A 16168-nucleotide genomic window follows, 5' to 3' on the forward strand; every position below is an offset into this window, starting at 1 on the left:
TAATTAACAGGACGAACATTTTCTATAGGTCCTAGAAAACATTCAGCCCTGTTGATTTAATTCATATGCTTATATTATTTTTGTGTTGCTGCTTCTTTCTCTCTAACCCCTTGCAACATAGCTTCTGTCATCTTGTCTAAATCATATTTAGGTGAGAAGCCCCATTCATTTCTTGCACAACTTGTATCAATCGCATCTGGCCAGCTATCTGCAATACCTTGTCTGATTGGATCTACTTCATAGTGCATTTTGAATTCTGGAATTTGTTTACGAATAGATGCGGCAATTTCTTCTGGCTCGAAACTCATACCGCTTAAGTTAAAGGCACAACGATTTTCAATATTTTCTTCTGGTGCTTCCATCAATTTAATAATTGCGTCGATCGCATCATCCATAAACATCATATCCATGTAAGTATCTTTACCGATAAAGCTTGTATACTCACCTTTACGTACCGCCTCAAAATAAATCTCACAAGCGTAATCTGTTGTACCGCCGCCTGGTTCTTTCACAAATGAAATTAAGCCAGGGAAACGTACGCTTCGTGTATCTACACCAAACTTAGTATGGTAATACTCGCATAATAACTCACCTGATACTTTGTTTACACCGTACATAGATGTTGGTCGTTGAATCGTTAACGCAGGTGTATCACGTTTAGGTGTTGTTGGCCCGAATGCCCCGATAGAACTTGGTGTAAAGAACTGTACATTATGATGACGTGCCGCTTCTAACGCATTGACTAAACCACCCATATTAATATTCCATGCCAGCATTGGATCTTTCTCAGCTGTCGCAGACAATAATGCGGCCATATGCATTAAAGCATCTGGTTGAAATTCCTCTACAACCTCATTCATGCGTGCTGCATCTGTTACATCTAATATCGCAAACGGTCCGTCTTTGATTAGAGAATCCGCTTCTGGTTCTCTAATATCCGTTGCTAAAACATTATCTGTTCCATAAATCTCACGACATTTTAATACAAGTTCAGTCCCGATTTGCCCTAGTGCGCCAGTAATCATAATTCTTTTCATATTTCTCTCTCCCCTTTGAAAAGTGCGCTAAAGAACTGTAGTATTTCTGAGGTGTACATACTCTTGTTATTTAACACTATATTTTTATAAATGCTTATTAATGTATATACCATACGTACAAAAATAAGTAAAGCGCTTACATTTGAAAAGAGCAAAATTATACTTTTCTATTTATTTCAAAGACACATCATTTAGATAAACCATCAAATATTTTTACGGCAATGCTTTTGAAGAAATTCATAACCTTCTTTTTCATAGAAATCAACAGCCGCGTTATTTTTCCCCCAATAATCCAATTCTACTGTGTCACACCGCTCTTTTTCTGCTACCTCTTCTATATACTGCATGAGTGCATGCCCATAACCTTTATGCTGAAATTCTGGTTCAATACTGATTTGATGAATATACAACGTCTTCTGCCCATAACGAAATGGCGTTTCATATAACGTTACCAATTGCGCCCACAAGTACCCAGCCGCTATTCCTGTATCCGTTTCAATGACTAATAAATAATGCTCAGGTTGATGCATGAGCTTTTGAAATAGATCTAGCGTATCCAAATAATGATAAGGCTTAAAAGTATCTGGATAGGCTTGATGATGTATGTCATGGACAGTTTGATTTAAACGTGCTAATAAAGCTGCATCCTCACATATTTTAATTTTCAACAGTATCCCTCACTCTCAACACCTTATTGGCATTACTTTATTCGAAGTCTTGACTTGCGTCATGTTATGATTATTGTAACGTTTTTTTGTACTGATTACTGTTTTTAAGGAGGCACATTTATGTGTACGAGTTTTGCATTTACATCTCAATATGATGCGAACTATTTAGCACGCACCATGGATTTCTCATTTAGTTTGAATTCTTTCCCGAAGGCTATTCCTAGAAATTATGAATGGACAAGCAACAATGGTCGTGACTTTAAATTAAATTACGGCTTTGTAGGAACTGCAATGACAGTCAATGGTGTGGTATTCGGAGATGGCATAAACAAAAAAGGATTATCCATTGCTGTGTTATATTATCAAGGAGAAGCTTCTTATGCGACTTCTACTTCTAATGACAATATCAATCTAGAACCTGAAGAATTCATTATGTGGTTTTTAGGCATGAATGAATCTATCAGAGACTTTAAAGAACAAGCAGATAATGTTCGTTTACTTAAACAAGTAAATCCCGCATTAGACAGCGTTCCACCACTACACTTTATGATTACAGATCAATCTGGTCAAAGTATCGTTGTGATTCCTTCAGACGGTCAACTGATTATTAAAGAGAATCCCATTCGTGTATTAACGAATAACCCTAACTTAGAATGGCACTATCAAAATGTGAGACAGTATACACACTTCAATATCGAAGCGCCCTCACCGTCACTCTTAGGCATTGAGAGTGTAAAACCTTTTGGCGTTGAATCTGGTACTGAAGTTCTGCCGGGCGGTTATACTTCCCCATCTCGTTTCGTTAAAATGGCTTATTTCCGTCAATTTATCGAAGATGCGGAAGATGAGAATAAACGACTCAACAACTTATTTAAATTACTCGATACTGTCAGTATTCCAAGAGGTGTCGTTTTAGACGAAGGTACGATTTATTACACACAATACCAAGCTATCGTCGATACACATCATCTCACTTATTACTTTAAAGACTATAACGGTTCAGATGTATACCAAATCAAACTAACTGATGAGATTTTAAACGCAAGTGATGCGATTACTTATACAGTAAAACCTAAATTAAATCTGATTGATTTAACTGAAGAATCTTCAGACCATCAGTAAATAGAACTAAACGGAGAAGCACATAGAGAAGCTGCTCCGTTTTTTCTATATCCATATGGTATTATCAATTAGATTATAACTTTTAATGGTATTAAGGGGCTGATACATATGTGTACGAGCTTTACCTTTACTTCACAATACGACACAACTTACTTAGCACGGACCATGGACTTTGCGTTTGAACTGAAAGCTTTTCCTAAAGTTATCCCAAGAAACTATCAGTGGGAAACAACTTATGGACAAACCTTCACTTTTGACTATGGTTTTGTAGGCAGTGCGATGAAAATAGACGATGTAATGTTCGCAGATGGCATCAATGAAAAAGGTCTTTCTATCGCAATTTTAAACAACAATGGCTTTGCGACATATAAGCCTGCACCCGCTTCACATCATATTAATTTAGGTCCAGAATCATTCATTATGTGGCTTTTAGGTACGAACGCATCCATTTCACATTTAAAAGAAACGATTGGTAATGTGAGGTTGATTGATGAACAAAACCCTGTACTTGGTAAAACTCCTGCCTTTCATTTCATCGTCACTGATCAAACAGGTCAAAGTATTGTTCTTGTACCAAATGGTGTAAACTGATTTTGAAAGATAATCCGGTACAAGTTCTGACTAATCACCCTGATTTAGAATGGCACTACCAGAATTTACAACAGTACATAGCTTTTAATACTGATTCATCAGTATCCATCACACTTGGTGATAAACAAGTAGATCCAATTCATGTCGAAACAAATACTGAAATATTGCCTGGAGGTTATACCTCGCCAGCACGTTTCGTTAAAACTGCTTATTTCCGTCAAATGATTGAAGATGCTGTAGACGACACCATGCGCTTAAATAACCTATTCAAATTATTAGACACTGTCAGTATTCCGAGAGGCATCGTACTCCACGAAGGGCAGCCTCATTATACGCAATATCAATGTATACTCGATTGCGAACACTTAACGTATTATTATAAAGACTATAACAGCTCAGATATTTATACGATTCAACTGACAGACGTCTTACTAGATTCAAAAGAAGAGAAAACATATGAAATTAAGCCGCAATTAAATTTAAAAGATATCACCCTGTCACAACACGATTCACACCATGATGAAGGAGTAGATTAATATGTATGATGAACAATTTAAAAAAGAGTATCAAGCTGCTGTATGTGCTTATACTAAAAAGTTTAAAGAAGCTCCTAGTAGAATGCTTTTACGGGGTATGCCTGCTGAAGATGCTTTGGAACTTATGAAAGACTGTGTGAAAGATAACGAACCATTGGAAAAGTTTTATTTAGATAATCACTACTTGAGTTAAGTACGTTCGTGTATTCACTCAACGGATAAAATGAATATATACGACACCTCTGAATCAACCACAAAGGAATGAAAAACTATGTATGATGACAAATTGATTGATGCCTATGAAGCTGCTGAAAAAGCTTATGAGAAAAAATTTGGAGAACCACCAGGCAGAATGTTTTTGAGACAAATGACACTTGAAGAATCATTAGAACGTATTGAACAATGCATCAAAGATAACGAGCCATTAGAGAAGTTTTATCTTGATCATAGATATATCACTTAAACAATAAAAGAAATGACTCAGCTAAGTATCTAATAGACTGATTTCTAAAATAAAAGCGGAACCGTTCAATTAACTGAACAGTTCCGCTTCATTGTTTATATAAAGCTACTTAGATTACGCCAAGTTCTTTACCTACTTTTTTATACGCCTCAAGTGCTTCATCTAACATTTCTTTAGTATGTGCAGCTGTAGGCATATTACGTACACGTCCTGTACCACGTGGTACTGTTGGGAAGACGATAGATTTCACATAAACTCCTTCGTCTTTTAGACGTTTACTGAATTCTTGTGTTTGTTTTTCATCACCAATAATTACAGGTGTGATTGGTGTTTCTGATTCACCAATATCATAACCTAGTTCTTTTAAGCCGTCTTTAAGATAATTCGCATTTTCCCAAAGTTTGTCATGCAGTTCTGTAGAATCCATAAGTTTACGTACAGCGGCAGTAATCGCTGCTGAAGATTCTGGTGTTAAAGATGTTGAGAATAAGAATGGACGTGATTGTACTTTCAACCAGTCGATTAACTCTTGTGTCCCAGCGACATAACCGCCGACCACACCAATTGCTTTAGATAATGTACCGATTTGGAAATCGATTTTATCTTGTAAACCGAAGTGTTTTACTGTGCCAGCACCTTTACCCATAACACCTGATCCGTGCGCATCATCGACATAAGTAATTAAGTCAAACTCTTCCGCAATCTCAACGATTTCAGGTAACTTCGCTACGTCACCATCCATACTGAACACACCATCAGTGATATACATCACTTTATTGTATTGACCTGATTCTACAGCTTCTTTCGCTTTTTGACGTAAGTCGTCCATATCTGAATGATTTACGCGAATAATTTTAGCTTTAGATAAGCGGCAACCATCGATAATAGAGGCATGGTTTAACTCATCTGAAAGAATCGCATCATTTTTATTCATAACCGCAGAAATCGCTGCCATATTACAATTAAAACCAGATTGATATGCAATCGCTGCTTCTGTTCCTTTAAATTCAGCTAATGTGTTTTCTAAAGTTTCATGAACATCTAGTGTACCGTTGATTGTACGTACTGCACCTGCACCGACACCATAATGATTGATTGCTTCTTTCGCAACTTTTTTCAAGTCTTCGTCTGTTGCTAAACCTAAGTAGTTGTTTGAAGAAAGATTGATATACTTTTCGCCGTTGATTGTAATTTCCGGTCCATTTGCCCCTTCGACAATATCAATCTCGTTGTATAATCCATTATCCTTTAAATATTGAATGTTTTCGTCTAAAAAACCATGTAATGATTGAACCATTGGTTGATTATCCCCCTTGTGTTAGATTACATATATCATAACGTATTTTATTATAATAGAAAAGTTAACACTGATTAGTTATTTTGAAAAAACAAAATTTTGTATATTAAAAGGTCGAAATGACGCGTTATTTTAACATGAACGTTTTAAGTTTATTCTGTGAAACGCGTGCTATAATAAGGACATCTATATTAATTACAGAAGAGGTGAATACCATGTTGAATTGGTATCAACTTGCGCACGATAAAGAAAAAACTATGATTCAACTCAGAAGACATCTCCATCAATATCCTGAGTTATCATTTGAAGAACATAACACCCACGACTATATCGTTAATCAGCTCGAACAATTAGACTGTACGATTCGTAGACCTGTAGGAAAAAACGGTATTGTCGCAACATTTAAAGGCCAAGGCGAAGGCCCGACAGTCGCCTTACGTGCTGACTTCGATGCCCTTCCGATTACTGAACTGAACGACAAACCTTATCGTTCTAAAAATGAAGGATGTATGCATGCGTGCGGTCACGATGGCCATACTGCGATTCTCTTAGGCGTTGCTCAAATTATTAATGAACATTTAGCACATTTAAAAGGCAACGTCGTATTAATCTTTCAATATGGTGAAGAAATTGTTCCTGGCGGTGCCCAACAAATGATTGATGATGGTGCTTTAGAAGGTGTAGACAGTGTTTACGGCAACCACCTATGGAGTGGTTATCCCACAGGCATCATTTATTCACGTCCAGGCGCCATGATGGCTTCACCTGATGAATTTACCGTTACCATTCAAGGTCAAGGCGGTCACGGTGCTAAACCGCATGAAACGATTGACCCGATTGTGATATTAGCTGAATTTATTCTAAGCGCACAAAAAATCGTTTCACGTACGGTCGATCCGATTAAACAAGCTGTGGTTACTTTCGGAATGATTCAAGCCGGTTCATCAGATAGTGTGATACCCGACTCTGCGATGTGTCGCGGTACAGTGCGCACATTTGATTCTGAGCTCCAAACACATATCATGAATAAACTTGATAAGCTTCTACAAGGGCTTGCGCTTGCGAATGATATTGAATACACAATGGATTATGAACGTGGCTATGTCCCTGTGCATAATAATGAACAAGCTTATGAAACAGTTAAGCAAGCCGCTCATGATATGAATTTACGCTTTACTGAAGCAGATATGATGATGGTGGGCGAAGATTTCTCAGCTTATCAACGTGTGAGACCTGGCGCTTTCTTTCTAACAGGATGTGGTAATGCGCAAAAAGGTACAGACTACCCTCACCATAACCCTTACTTTGATATTGATGAAGCTGCATTGAAATACGCAGCTGCCGAGTTCTTAAAAATATTAGAATTAGAAAATGTTTTATCTTCTGAACGTCTTTAAATCAAAACAAAAATACGTACACATGTAGAAATGATGTGTACGTATTTTTTATGTTAAACAACACACGACTGAGCGTATCAATAGAAAAATATGTAAAAAAAGAGCCCCTCAAAAGAGGAGCTCTCTATTAAAAATCAACTTAAGTTAAGTCGAAATTATGCTTGGATTTCAGTAACAACGCCTGATCCTACAGTACGTCCACCTTCACGAATAGAGAAACGAGTACCGTCTTCAATCGCGATTGGAGCGATTAATTCAACAGTCATTTCTACGTTATCGCCAGGCATAACCATTTCAGTACCTTCTGGTAAGTGAACAACGCCAGTTACGTCAGTAGTACGGAAGTAGAATTGTGGGCGGTAGTTAGTGAAGAATGGAGTATGACGTCCACCTTCTTCTTTAGATAAAACGTAAACATCAGCTTTGAATTTTGTGTGTGGAGTAATAGAGCCAGGAGCTGCTAATACTTGTCCACGTTGTACGTCTTCACGTGCAACACCACGTAATAAAGCACCGATGTTGTCACCAGCTTCAGCGTAGTCTAATAATTTACGGAACATTTCTACACCTGTAACTGTTGTTTTCTTGCTTTCTTCAGTGATACCGATGATTTCGACTTCTTCACCGACTTTGATTTGACCACGTTCAACACGGCCTGTTGCTACAGTACCACGACCAGTGATTGAGAATACGTCCTCAACTGGCATCATGAATGGTTTATCAGAGTCACGTTCTGGAGTTGGGATGTAGTCATCTACAGCTTGCATTAAGTCTAAGATTTTTTGTTCGTATTCTGGGTCGCCTTCTAAAGCTTTTAATGCAGAACCAACGATAACTGGTACATCGTCACCAGGGAAGTCGTATTCAGATAATAAGTCACGAACTTCCATTTCAACTAATTCTAATAATTCTTCGTCGTCAACCATGTCAGCTTTGTTTAAGAATACAACTAAAGCTGGTACACCAACGTTACGTGATAATAAGATGTGTTCACGAGTTTGTGGCATTGGGCCATCTGCAGCAGATACTACTAAGATACCGCCGTCCATTTGAGCAGCACCAGTGATCATGTTTTTAACATAGTCAGCGTGTCCTGGGCAGTCAACGTGAGCATAGTGACGTTTGTCAGTTTGATACTCGATGTGTGAAGTATTGATTGTAATACCACGTTCTTTTTCTTCTGGAGCGTTGTCAATCATGTCGTATGATTGTGCTACAGTGTCACCATTTTTTGCTAATACAGTTGCGATTGCAGCTGTTAATGTTGTTTTACCATGGTCAACGTGACCGATAGTACCAATATTGGCATGTTCTTTTGAGCGATCGAATTTTTCTTTAGCCATTATGAAATCTCTCCTCTTCTTGTTAAAAAGTTATTTAAATTATCTCTCATGATAGTTTCTCACCATCATGAGAGCTTTATTGTTAAGTTGTATAAAGGACTAATTCCTTTATAAAGCATTTTCCGCAAAAAATCAATTCAGGAGACCTGTCAAGTCAGTTCTTGTGCAAGTTCCTAAAGGGAATTTAATTATTCACCTTTATTTTTCTTGATGATTTCTTCAGAAATTGATTTAGGTACTTCTTCATAGTGATCGAAGTACATAGTGTAAGTACCGCGACCTTGAGTGTTAGAACGTAATGAAGTTGCGTAACCGAACATTTCTGAAAGTGGTACGAATGCACGAACCATTTGAGCGTTACCACGAGGTTCCATACCATCAACACGTCCACGACGAGCTGTTACGTCACCCATGATGTCACCCATGTATTCTTCAGGCATTAAGATTTCAACTTTCATCATTGGTTCTAAGATTACTGGATCTGCAACTTTAGCAGCTTCTTTAAGTGCTAATGAAGCAGCGATTTTGAAGGCCATTTCAGATGAATCGACATCATGGTAAGAACCATCGTAAAGTTTAGCTTTAACGTCGATTAATGGATAACCAGCTAATACACCGTTTTCCATAGCATCTTTAAGACCAGCTTCAACTGATGGAATGTATTCACGTGGAACTACACCACCAACGATAGCGTTTTCGAATTCGAATCCTGCGCCAACTTCGTTTGGTGTGAATTCAATGTGAACATCACCGTATTGACCACGACCACCAGATTGACGAGAGAATTTACCTTGAACTTTAGCTGGTGTTTTGAATGTTTCACGGTATGAAACCATTGGCGCACCAACGTTAGCTTCAACGTTAAATTCTTTTTTCATACGGTCTACAAGAATGTCTAAGTGAAGCTCACCCATACCGCCGATGATAACTTGTCCAGTTTCTTCATCAGTGTGTGCATGGAATGTTGGGTCTTCTTCTTGTAATTTAACTAAAGCTTGAGTCATTTTATCTTGGTCAGCTTTAGATTTTGGTTCTACTGACAAGTGAATAACAGGTTCTGGGAATTCCATTGATTCCAAGATAATGTCATTTTTCTCACCACATAAAGTGTCACCAGTACCAGTTTCTTTAAGACCTACCGCAGCTGCGATATCGCCTGAGTAAACTGTGCTGATTTCTTTACGAGTGTTCGCGTGCATTTGTAGTAAACGACCTACACGTTCACGTTTGTCTTTAGTAGAGTTTTTCACGTATGAACCAGAGTTCATAGTACCTGAGTACACACGGAAGAATGTTAATTTACCAACGTAAGGGTCAGTCATAACTTTGAATGCTAATGCAGCGAATTCTGCATCATCATCTGCTCTAGCAACGATTTCTTCATCAGGATTGCTAGCACGGTGACCAATGATTGGTTTAACATCTAATGGTGATGGTAGGTAATCAATTACAGCGTCAAGCATTAATTGAACACCTTTGTTTTTGAATGCAGTACCGCAAAGTACTGGGTAGAATTCGATATCTAAAGTAGCTTGACGGATTGCTGCTTTCAATTCGTCAACTGAAATTTCTTCACCTTCAAGATATTTTTCCATTAAGTCTTCGTTAACTTCTGCAACTGATTCGATTAATGTTTCGCGAGCTTCAGCTGCTTTCGCTTTGTAGTCTTCTGGAATTTCGATTTCTACGACTTCTTCACCGAATTCACCATTGTATTGGAAACATTTCATTGTAACTAAGTCAATGATTGCTTCGAATTCGTCTTCAGCACCGATTGGTAATTGAACAGCTTGAGCGTTTGCATCCAAACGATCATGTAAAGTGCTTACTGCGTATTCGAAGTTCGCACCGATTTTGTCCATTTTGTTTACGAATACGATACGAGGAACTCCATAAGTTGTAGCTTGACGCCAAACTGTTTCAGTTTGTGGTTCAACACCTGATTGAGCATCAAGTACTGTAACCGCACCGTCAAGTACACGTAATGAACGTTCAACCTCAACTGTGAAGTCTACGTGTCCTGGTGTATCGATAATGTTGACACGGTAATCATGCCATTGTGCAGTTGTTGCTGCTGATGTGATTGTGATACCACGGTCTTGTTCTTGTTCCATCCAGTCCATTTGTGCCCCACCATCGTGAGTTTCACCAATTTTGTGGATACGACCTGTGTAAAACAAGATACGTTCAGTTGTAGTTGTTTTACCAGCGTCAATGTGGGCCATGATACCAATGTTACGAGTTTTTTCCAAAGAAAAGTCTCTAGCCATTGTATTTTTTCTCCTTCCAGTAATTACTTGAGTAAATACTTTGAATATGGCGATGCCCTAAGCATGCCTTGGAATATACCATTTGAACACGCTCAGGGTTAAACCTTGAATCTTACCAGCGGTAATGAGCGAATGCTTTGTTCGCTTCAGCCATTTTGTGTACATCTTCACGTTTCTTAACTGCGCCACCTGTATTGTTAGCTGCATCTAAGATTTCGTTAGCTAAACGTTCTTCCATAGTTTTTTCACCACGAAGACGTGAATAGTTAACTAACCAACGTAAACCTAAAGTCGTACGACGCTCTGGACGTACTTCTACAGGTACTTGATAGTTAGAGCCACCTACACGGCGTGCTTTAACTTCTAATACTGGCATGATATTGTTAATTGCTTCATCGAATACTTCCATTGCATCACGACCACTGCGTTCTTGTACAAGGTCAAATGCTGAATAAAGAATTCTTTGAGCTGTTCCGCGCTTACCATCTAACATGATTTTGTTAATCAATTTAGTCACTAACTTAGAGTTGTGAATTGGATCTGGTAAGACGTCTCTTTTTGGTACTGATCCTTTACGAGGCATAATCAGAGTCCTCCCTTCATATTATAGTATAATCTCAAAATTTATCTCGAAAATTTACGTAATCTTAAACTTATTTTTTAGGACGTTTTGTACCGTATAATGAACGGCTTTGCATACGACCTTCTACACCTGAAGTATCAAGTGCACCACGAACGATATGGTAACGCACACCAGGTAAGTCTTTTACACGACCTCCACGTACAAGTACAACACTGTGTTCTTGTAAGTTATGGCCGATACCAGGGATATATGCGTTTACTTCGATGTTGTTTGATAAACGAACACGAGCATATTTACGTAACGCTGAGTTAGGTTTTTTAGGTGTCATTGTACCAACACGAGTACATACGCCACGTTTTTGTGGTGAGTTCAAGTCAGTAAATTGTTTTCTCATACTGTTAAAACCTTTGTTCAAAGCTGGTGAATCTGATTTCTTAGCTTTGCTTTTTCTTGGTTTACGTACTAATTGGTTAATAGTAGGCATTTAAGATGTCCTCCTCTCCTGTTTTATAATCCCACACATCCAGGTGGTTCATTTTTAGGTTAAATAAAATTTAGTAAGCGCAATTACTTACTAATTCTCATTTCAATAGAGCAACGACTGCTGCATCTACGTTGATACCTGCATATTCTCCTAAAGCTTTTTTACTTTCGAAAAATGAAACAGGAATATCGCTATGATTGATCTTACTTAACACGTCTGACAGCAAATAAACTTCAACGTCTTGAGCAATAATCAATGATGTAACTTGGTTCTTCTTGAGAGCTTTGAGCGTCTCTTTCAAACCAACAACCTTATGGTGTTTGTTTAAGCGTGCAACTTTTTCATTAGACATTGATTATCCTCCAAAGTTCTGCTTGCATCAACCTTTATAATAGTAACACTTTCCATAGGTTGCGTCAACACAATTATTTAATATAATGCTGACTTTTTTAATGATAACAAATTCGGTGAAAATTTCAACAGATATCCTTAATCCTCTCTGTATTTCAAAGAATAGAAAAGCCAATACCGGCTTTCTAATTCAGAAAGTGGTATTGGCTGATTTATAATCTAAAGTTTATTATTGCGGTGTATTTGTATCCGCTGCAAGTTCCTCAACTGCTTCTTTCACTTGAGGGTCGATATGTTTTTCGTATTTAGCTTCGCTATAACGTCTCATACCTGTACCTGCAGGAATCAATTTACCGATAATAACGTTCTCTTTAAGACCAAGTAAGTCATCGCGTTTACCTTTGATAGCTGCATCTGTAAGGACACGAGTTGTTTCTTGGAATGATGCTGCTGATAAGAAGCTTTCTGTTTCAAGAGACGCTTTCGTAATACCAAGCAATACTGGTTTTGCAGTTGCTGGACGTTTGCGGTCTTTGAATGCTTCTCTATTTGCATCTGTAAAGTTGTGGATGTCTACTAATGAACCTGGTAATAGTTTTGTATCACCAGCTTCAATGATACGTACTTTACGTAACATTTGACGAACCATAACCTCAACGTGTTTATCGTCGATTTCTACACCTTGCATACGGTAAACTTTTTGAACTTCTTTAAGCAAGTAGCTTTCTGTCGCATTTAAGCCTGCTACTGATAAGTAGTTCTTAGGTTCGATAGAACCTTCAGTTAAGACTTCACCGCGTTCAACGTGTTGGCCTTTTTCAACTTTAAGACGTGAAGTACCTGAAGCAAGATAAGATCTTGTTTCGTTAGCACCTTTGATCACGATTTCTTGTTGACGGTCTTTCGCAAGTTTGATGTCTTCGACTGTACCTTCAATGTCAGTAATAACTGCTTGACCTTTAGGGTTACGTGCTTCGAAGATCTCTTGGATACGTGGAAGACCTTGAGTGATATCGCTTCCGGCTACCCCACCTGTATGGAAGGTACGCATTGTAAGCTGTGTACCTGGTTCACCGATAGATTGTGCTGCGATTGTACCAACCGCTTCACCCACTTCAACTTTTTCACCAGTCGCAAGGTTTTTACCGTAACATTTTTCACATACACCATGACGTGTATTACATGTAAATGCTGAACGGATGTACATTTGTTCAATGCCTGCATCAGTGATGCGTTTTGCGATTTCTGGTGTAATCAATTGATCTGGTTTCACAAGAACTTCATCAGTTTCTGGATGACGTACCGTTTCTTTAGAGTAACGGCCTTCAATACGTTCGATGAATGGTTCGATCATTTCTGTACCTTCTTTGATGTCAGATACAAGTAGACCACGGTCAGTTCCGCAATCTTCTTCACGAACGATAACATCTTGCGCAACGTCAACAAGACGACGAGTAAGGTAACCTGAATCGGCAGTTTTAAGTGCTGTATCGGCAAGACCTTTACGCGCACCGTGAGTAGAGATGAAGTACTCTAACACTGTTAAACCTTCACGGAATGAAGATGTGATTGGTAACTCGATGATTTTACCAGATGGTGCGGCCATCAGACCACGCATACCAGCTAACTGAGTAAAGTTAGATGCGTTACCACGGGCACCAGAGTCACTCATCATGAAGATTGGGTTCGTTTTTTCTAGGGATTTCATCAATTTACCTTGAATTTCATCCTTAGCATCTGTCCAAATTTCAACGACAGCATTGTAACGTTCTTCTTCAGTGATTAAACCACGGTTATATTGTTTTTGAACACGTTCAACTAATTTTTCGTGTTCATCTAAGATTTCTTGTTTATCAGGTAATACCACGATGTCAGATACACCAACAGTGATACCTGCTTTAGAAGAGTATTTGAAACCTAAGTCTTTCATACGGTCAAGCATCATTGATGTATCAGTAATGCTGAAGCGATTGAACACTTCTGCAATGATATTTCCTAAGAATTTTTTGTTGAATGGTTCAACAAGTTCTTGGTCTTCAAAGTATGCTTTTAAGCCGCCTTCGCCTAATTCGCTTGCGCTGACGAAGTATTTATCAGGTGTTTTATCTTCTAAGTTTGTTTGAGACGGTTCATTAATATAAGCAAATGAATCCGGAATGATTTCGTTAAAGATTACTTTACCGACAGTTGTCGTCAAGATCTTACGATTTTGTTCTTCAGTGAATGTAGGGTTATTGAATGAACCTGCATGTACACCAATACGTGTATGCAAGTGTACATAACCATTTTGGTATGCTTTCAATACTTCATTTGCATCGTTAAAGATTGCACCTGTATTCACTGCATCTTTACGTTCTAAAGTAAGGTAATAGTTACCAAGTACCATATCTTGTGATGGTGTAACAACTGGTTTACCATCTTTAGGGTTCAAGATGTTTTGAGCTGCAAGCATTAACATACGTGCTTCTGCTTGTGCTTCTTTAGATAAAGGTACGTGAACGGCCATTTGGTCACCATCGAAGTCAGCGTTATAAGCTGTTGTTACCAATGGATGTAAACGAATCGCACGGCCTTCAACTAATGTTGGTTCGAACGCTTGGATACCTAGTCTGTGCAATGTTGGAGCACGGTTAAGGAGTACTGGGTGTTCTTTGATAACGTCTTCTAAAACATCCCATACTTCATCTTCCATACGTTCAATTTTGCTTTTCGCATTTTTGATGTTTGTCGCAATTTCGCGTTGAACTAATTCTTTCATTACGAAAGGTTTGAATAATTCTAACGCCATTTCTTTAGGTAGACCACATTGATACATTTTAAGTCCTGGACCTACTGCGATAACAGAACGACCAGAGTAGTCAACACGTTTACCTAATAAGTTTTGACGGAAACGACCTTGTTTACCTTTCAACATATGTGAAAGTGATTTTAATGGACGGTTACCTGGACCAGTTACTGGACGGCCACGACGACCATTATCGATTAATGCGTCTACTGCTTCTTGCAACATACGTTTTTCGTTTTGAACGATAATACCAGGCGCACCTAAGTCTAATAAACGTTTCAAACGGTTATTACGGTTGATAACACGACGGTATAAGTCGTTCAAGTCACTTGTCGCAAAACGTCCGCCGTCTAATTGAACCATTGGACGGATTTCTGGTGGGATAATTGGAAGTACATCCAAAATCATCCATGAAGGTTCGTTACCAGAGTTTCTGAATGATTCAACAACTTCTAAACGTTTGATTGCACGAGTCAATCTTTGTCCAGTTGCTGATTCTAATTCAGTACGTAAGTCTTTCAACTCTTCATCTAAGTCAATTTCAGATAATAGGTCTTTAATACCTTCAGCACCCATTTTCGCTACGAATTGACCAGGGAATTTATCATAATAGTCTCTGAATTCTGCTTCAGAAAGTAATGATTTTTTCTCAAGACCTGTTGGGCCTGGATCAACCACAACATATGATGCGAAGTAGATAACTTCTTCAAGTGATCTTGGAGACATATCTAATAGTAGACCCATACGACTTGGGATACCTTTGAAGTACCAAATGTGTGAAACTGGTGCCGCAAGTTCAATGTGGCCCATTCTTTCACGACGTACTTTTGATTTCGTTACTTCAACGCCGCAACGGTCACAAACCATGCCTTTATAACGTACACGTTTGTACTTACCGCAACTACATTCCCAGTCTTTTGTAGGTCCGAAAATTCTTTCACAGAATAAACCATCTTTTTCAGGTTTTAAAGTACGATAGTTGATTGTTTCAGGTTTCTTAACTTCACCGTATGACCATGAACGAATCTTTTCAGGTGAAGCAAGGCCGATTTTCATATAATGGAAATTATTTACATCAATCAAGGAGCCTACCTCCTTCAATTTAGATTAGCTGTGCTATTTGATTGATAAATGATCAATAAATTGAAAAATATTAAAGGTGCATAAAGGCAATGCAGTACATTGCCTAATGCAGCCTTGCAATATTTGAATTTTTAACATTACGCTATTTGCTTATTGAA

15 protein-coding genes are annotated in these 16168 nt (G+C 38.3%); 6 read left to right on the plus strand and 9 right to left on the minus strand.

From position 1 onward, the window contains the following. Positions 1-74 precede the first annotated feature (74 nt). Entirely contained in the window at positions 75-1037 is a 963-nt protein-coding gene (locus HMPREF2603_RS04095; RefSeq protein ID WP_060803747.1) for an L-threonine 3-dehydrogenase, read from the minus strand. 203 nt (positions 1038-1240) lie between these two features. Next, on the minus strand, positions 1241-1705 hold the full coding sequence (locus HMPREF2603_RS04100) for a GNAT family N-acetyltransferase (protein WP_060803748.1): 465 nt from the start codon (positions 1703-1705) through the stop codon (positions 1241-1243). 120 nt (positions 1706-1825) lie between these two features. On the opposite strand from HMPREF2603_RS04100, the gene HMPREF2603_RS04105 reads away from it, so the two are divergent. The 5 genes from HMPREF2603_RS04105 to HMPREF2603_RS04120 all read left to right on the plus strand — a co-directional run bounded on the left by HMPREF2603_RS04105 (position 1826) and on the right by HMPREF2603_RS04120 (position 4417). Further along, complete coding sequence (locus HMPREF2603_RS04105; RefSeq protein WP_060803749.1) at positions 1826-2827, plus strand: choloylglycine hydrolase family protein; 1002 nt, start codon at positions 1826-1828, stop codon at positions 2825-2827. Positions 2828-2935: 108 nt separating this feature from the next. After that, positions 2936-3418, plus strand: coding sequence for a linear amide C-N hydrolase (locus HMPREF2603_RS13585; protein ID WP_261674092.1), 483 nt, complete (start codon positions 2936-2938; stop codon positions 3416-3418). Positions 3419-3420: 2 nt separating this feature from the next. After that, positions 3421-3954, plus strand: coding sequence for a linear amide C-N hydrolase (locus tag HMPREF2603_RS13590; protein WP_261674091.1), 534 nt, complete (start codon positions 3421-3423; stop codon positions 3952-3954). Between the two features lies 1 nt (position 3955). Next, complete coding sequence (locus HMPREF2603_RS04115; protein ID WP_002481341.1) at positions 3956-4147, plus strand: hypothetical protein; 192 nt, start codon at positions 3956-3958, stop codon at positions 4145-4147. Positions 4148-4225: 78 nt separating this feature from the next. Further along, positions 4226-4417 (plus strand): hypothetical protein, encoded by a 192-nt coding sequence (locus tag HMPREF2603_RS04120; RefSeq protein WP_002481340.1) that lies wholly within the window; start codon positions 4226-4228, stop codon positions 4415-4417. Between the two features lie 109 nt (positions 4418-4526). Here HMPREF2603_RS04120 and HMPREF2603_RS04125 read toward each other — a convergent pair whose 3' ends face one another. Then, entirely contained in the window at positions 4527-5714 is a 1188-nt protein-coding gene (locus tag HMPREF2603_RS04125) for a glycine C-acetyltransferase (RefSeq protein WP_060803750.1), read from the minus strand. 215 nt (positions 5715-5929) lie between these two features. On the opposite strand from HMPREF2603_RS04125, the gene HMPREF2603_RS04130 reads away from it, so the two are divergent. Further along, entirely contained in the window at positions 5930-7111 is a 1182-nt protein-coding gene (locus HMPREF2603_RS04130; RefSeq protein ID WP_002481338.1) for a M20 family metallopeptidase, read from the plus strand. Between the two features lie 155 nt (positions 7112-7266). Here the strand turns inward: HMPREF2603_RS04130 and tuf are convergent, their stop codons facing one another. The 6 genes from tuf to rpoC all read right to left on the minus strand — a co-directional run bounded on the left by tuf (position 7267) and on the right by rpoC (position 15983). Next, the gene (tuf, locus tag HMPREF2603_RS04135; protein ID WP_002481337.1) at positions 7267-8454 is read right to left on the minus strand and encodes an elongation factor Tu; all 1188 of its coding nucleotides are present in this window, start codon (positions 8452-8454) and stop codon (positions 7267-7269) included. 188 nt (positions 8455-8642) lie between these two features. Continuing rightward, positions 8643-10724, minus strand: coding sequence for an elongation factor G (fusA, locus tag HMPREF2603_RS04140; protein ID WP_002481336.1), 2082 nt, complete (start codon positions 10722-10724; stop codon positions 8643-8645). A gap of 112 nt (positions 10725-10836) precedes the next feature. Continuing rightward, on the minus strand, positions 10837-11307 hold the full coding sequence (rpsG, locus tag HMPREF2603_RS04145) for a 30S ribosomal protein S7 (protein WP_002481335.1): 471 nt from the start codon (positions 11305-11307) through the stop codon (positions 10837-10839). A 70-nt stretch (positions 11308-11377) separates the two neighbouring features. Continuing rightward, positions 11378-11791: a 30S ribosomal protein S12 gene (gene rpsL / locus HMPREF2603_RS04150; protein WP_002481334.1), complete on the minus strand. Its 414-nt coding sequence runs from the start codon at positions 11789-11791 to the stop codon at positions 11378-11380. Positions 11792-11888: 97 nt separating this feature from the next. Continuing rightward, complete coding sequence (locus HMPREF2603_RS04155; protein ID WP_002481333.1) at positions 11889-12143, minus strand: ribosomal L7Ae/L30e/S12e/Gadd45 family protein; 255 nt, start codon at positions 12141-12143, stop codon at positions 11889-11891. A gap of 228 nt (positions 12144-12371) precedes the next feature. Next, a complete protein-coding gene (gene rpoC, locus HMPREF2603_RS04160; protein WP_226956325.1) occupies positions 12372-15983 on the minus strand; it encodes a DNA-directed RNA polymerase subunit beta' in 3612 nt (1203 codons plus the stop codon). Positions 15984-16168: the final 185 nt, after the last annotated feature.

Origin of the sequence: Staphylococcus sp. HMSC055C03 (assembly GCF_001809385.1) — a bacterium.
Taxonomy (GTDB): domain Bacteria; phylum Bacillota; class Bacilli; order Staphylococcales; family Staphylococcaceae; genus Staphylococcus; species Staphylococcus simulans.

Coding starts and splice junctions, on each gene's coding strand:
- HMPREF2603_RS04095 (WP_060803747.1), bottom strand. CDS start 1,037: ATGAAAAGAATTATGATTACTGGCGCACTAGGGCAAATCGGGACTGAA.
- HMPREF2603_RS04155 (WP_002481333.1), bottom strand. CDS start 12,143: ATGTCTAATGAAAAAGTTGCACGCTTAAACAAACACCATAAGGTTGTT.
- HMPREF2603_RS04115 (WP_002481341.1), top strand. CDS start 3,956: ATGTATGATGAACAATTTAAAAAAGAGTATCAAGCTGCTGTATGTGCT.
- HMPREF2603_RS04130 (WP_002481338.1), top strand. CDS start 5,930: ATGTTGAATTGGTATCAACTTGCGCACGATAAAGAAAAAACTATGATT.
- rpoC (WP_226956325.1), bottom strand. CDS start 15,983: ATGAAAATCGGCCTTGCTTCACCTGAAAAGATTCGTTCATGGTCATAC.
- HMPREF2603_RS04125 (WP_060803750.1), bottom strand. CDS start 5,714: ATGGTTCAATCATTACATGGTTTTTTAGACGAAAACATTCAATATTTA.
- HMPREF2603_RS13585 (WP_261674092.1), top strand. CDS start 2,936: ATGTGTACGAGCTTTACCTTTACTTCACAATACGACACAACTTACTTA.
- rpsL (WP_002481334.1), bottom strand. CDS start 11,791: ATGCCTACTATTAACCAATTAGTACGTAAACCAAGAAAAAGCAAAGCT.
- HMPREF2603_RS04105 (WP_060803749.1), top strand. CDS start 1,826: ATGTGTACGAGTTTTGCATTTACATCTCAATATGATGCGAACTATTTA.
- rpsG (WP_002481335.1), bottom strand. CDS start 11,307: ATGCCTCGTAAAGGATCAGTACCAAAAAGAGACGTCTTACCAGATCCA.
- fusA (WP_002481336.1), bottom strand. CDS start 10,724: ATGGCTAGAGACTTTTCTTTGGAAAAAACTCGTAACATTGGTATCATG.
- HMPREF2603_RS04120 (WP_002481340.1), top strand. CDS start 4,226: ATGTATGATGACAAATTGATTGATGCCTATGAAGCTGCTGAAAAAGCT.
- tuf (WP_002481337.1), bottom strand. CDS start 8,454: ATGGCTAAAGAAAAATTCGATCGCTCAAAAGAACATGCCAATATTGGT.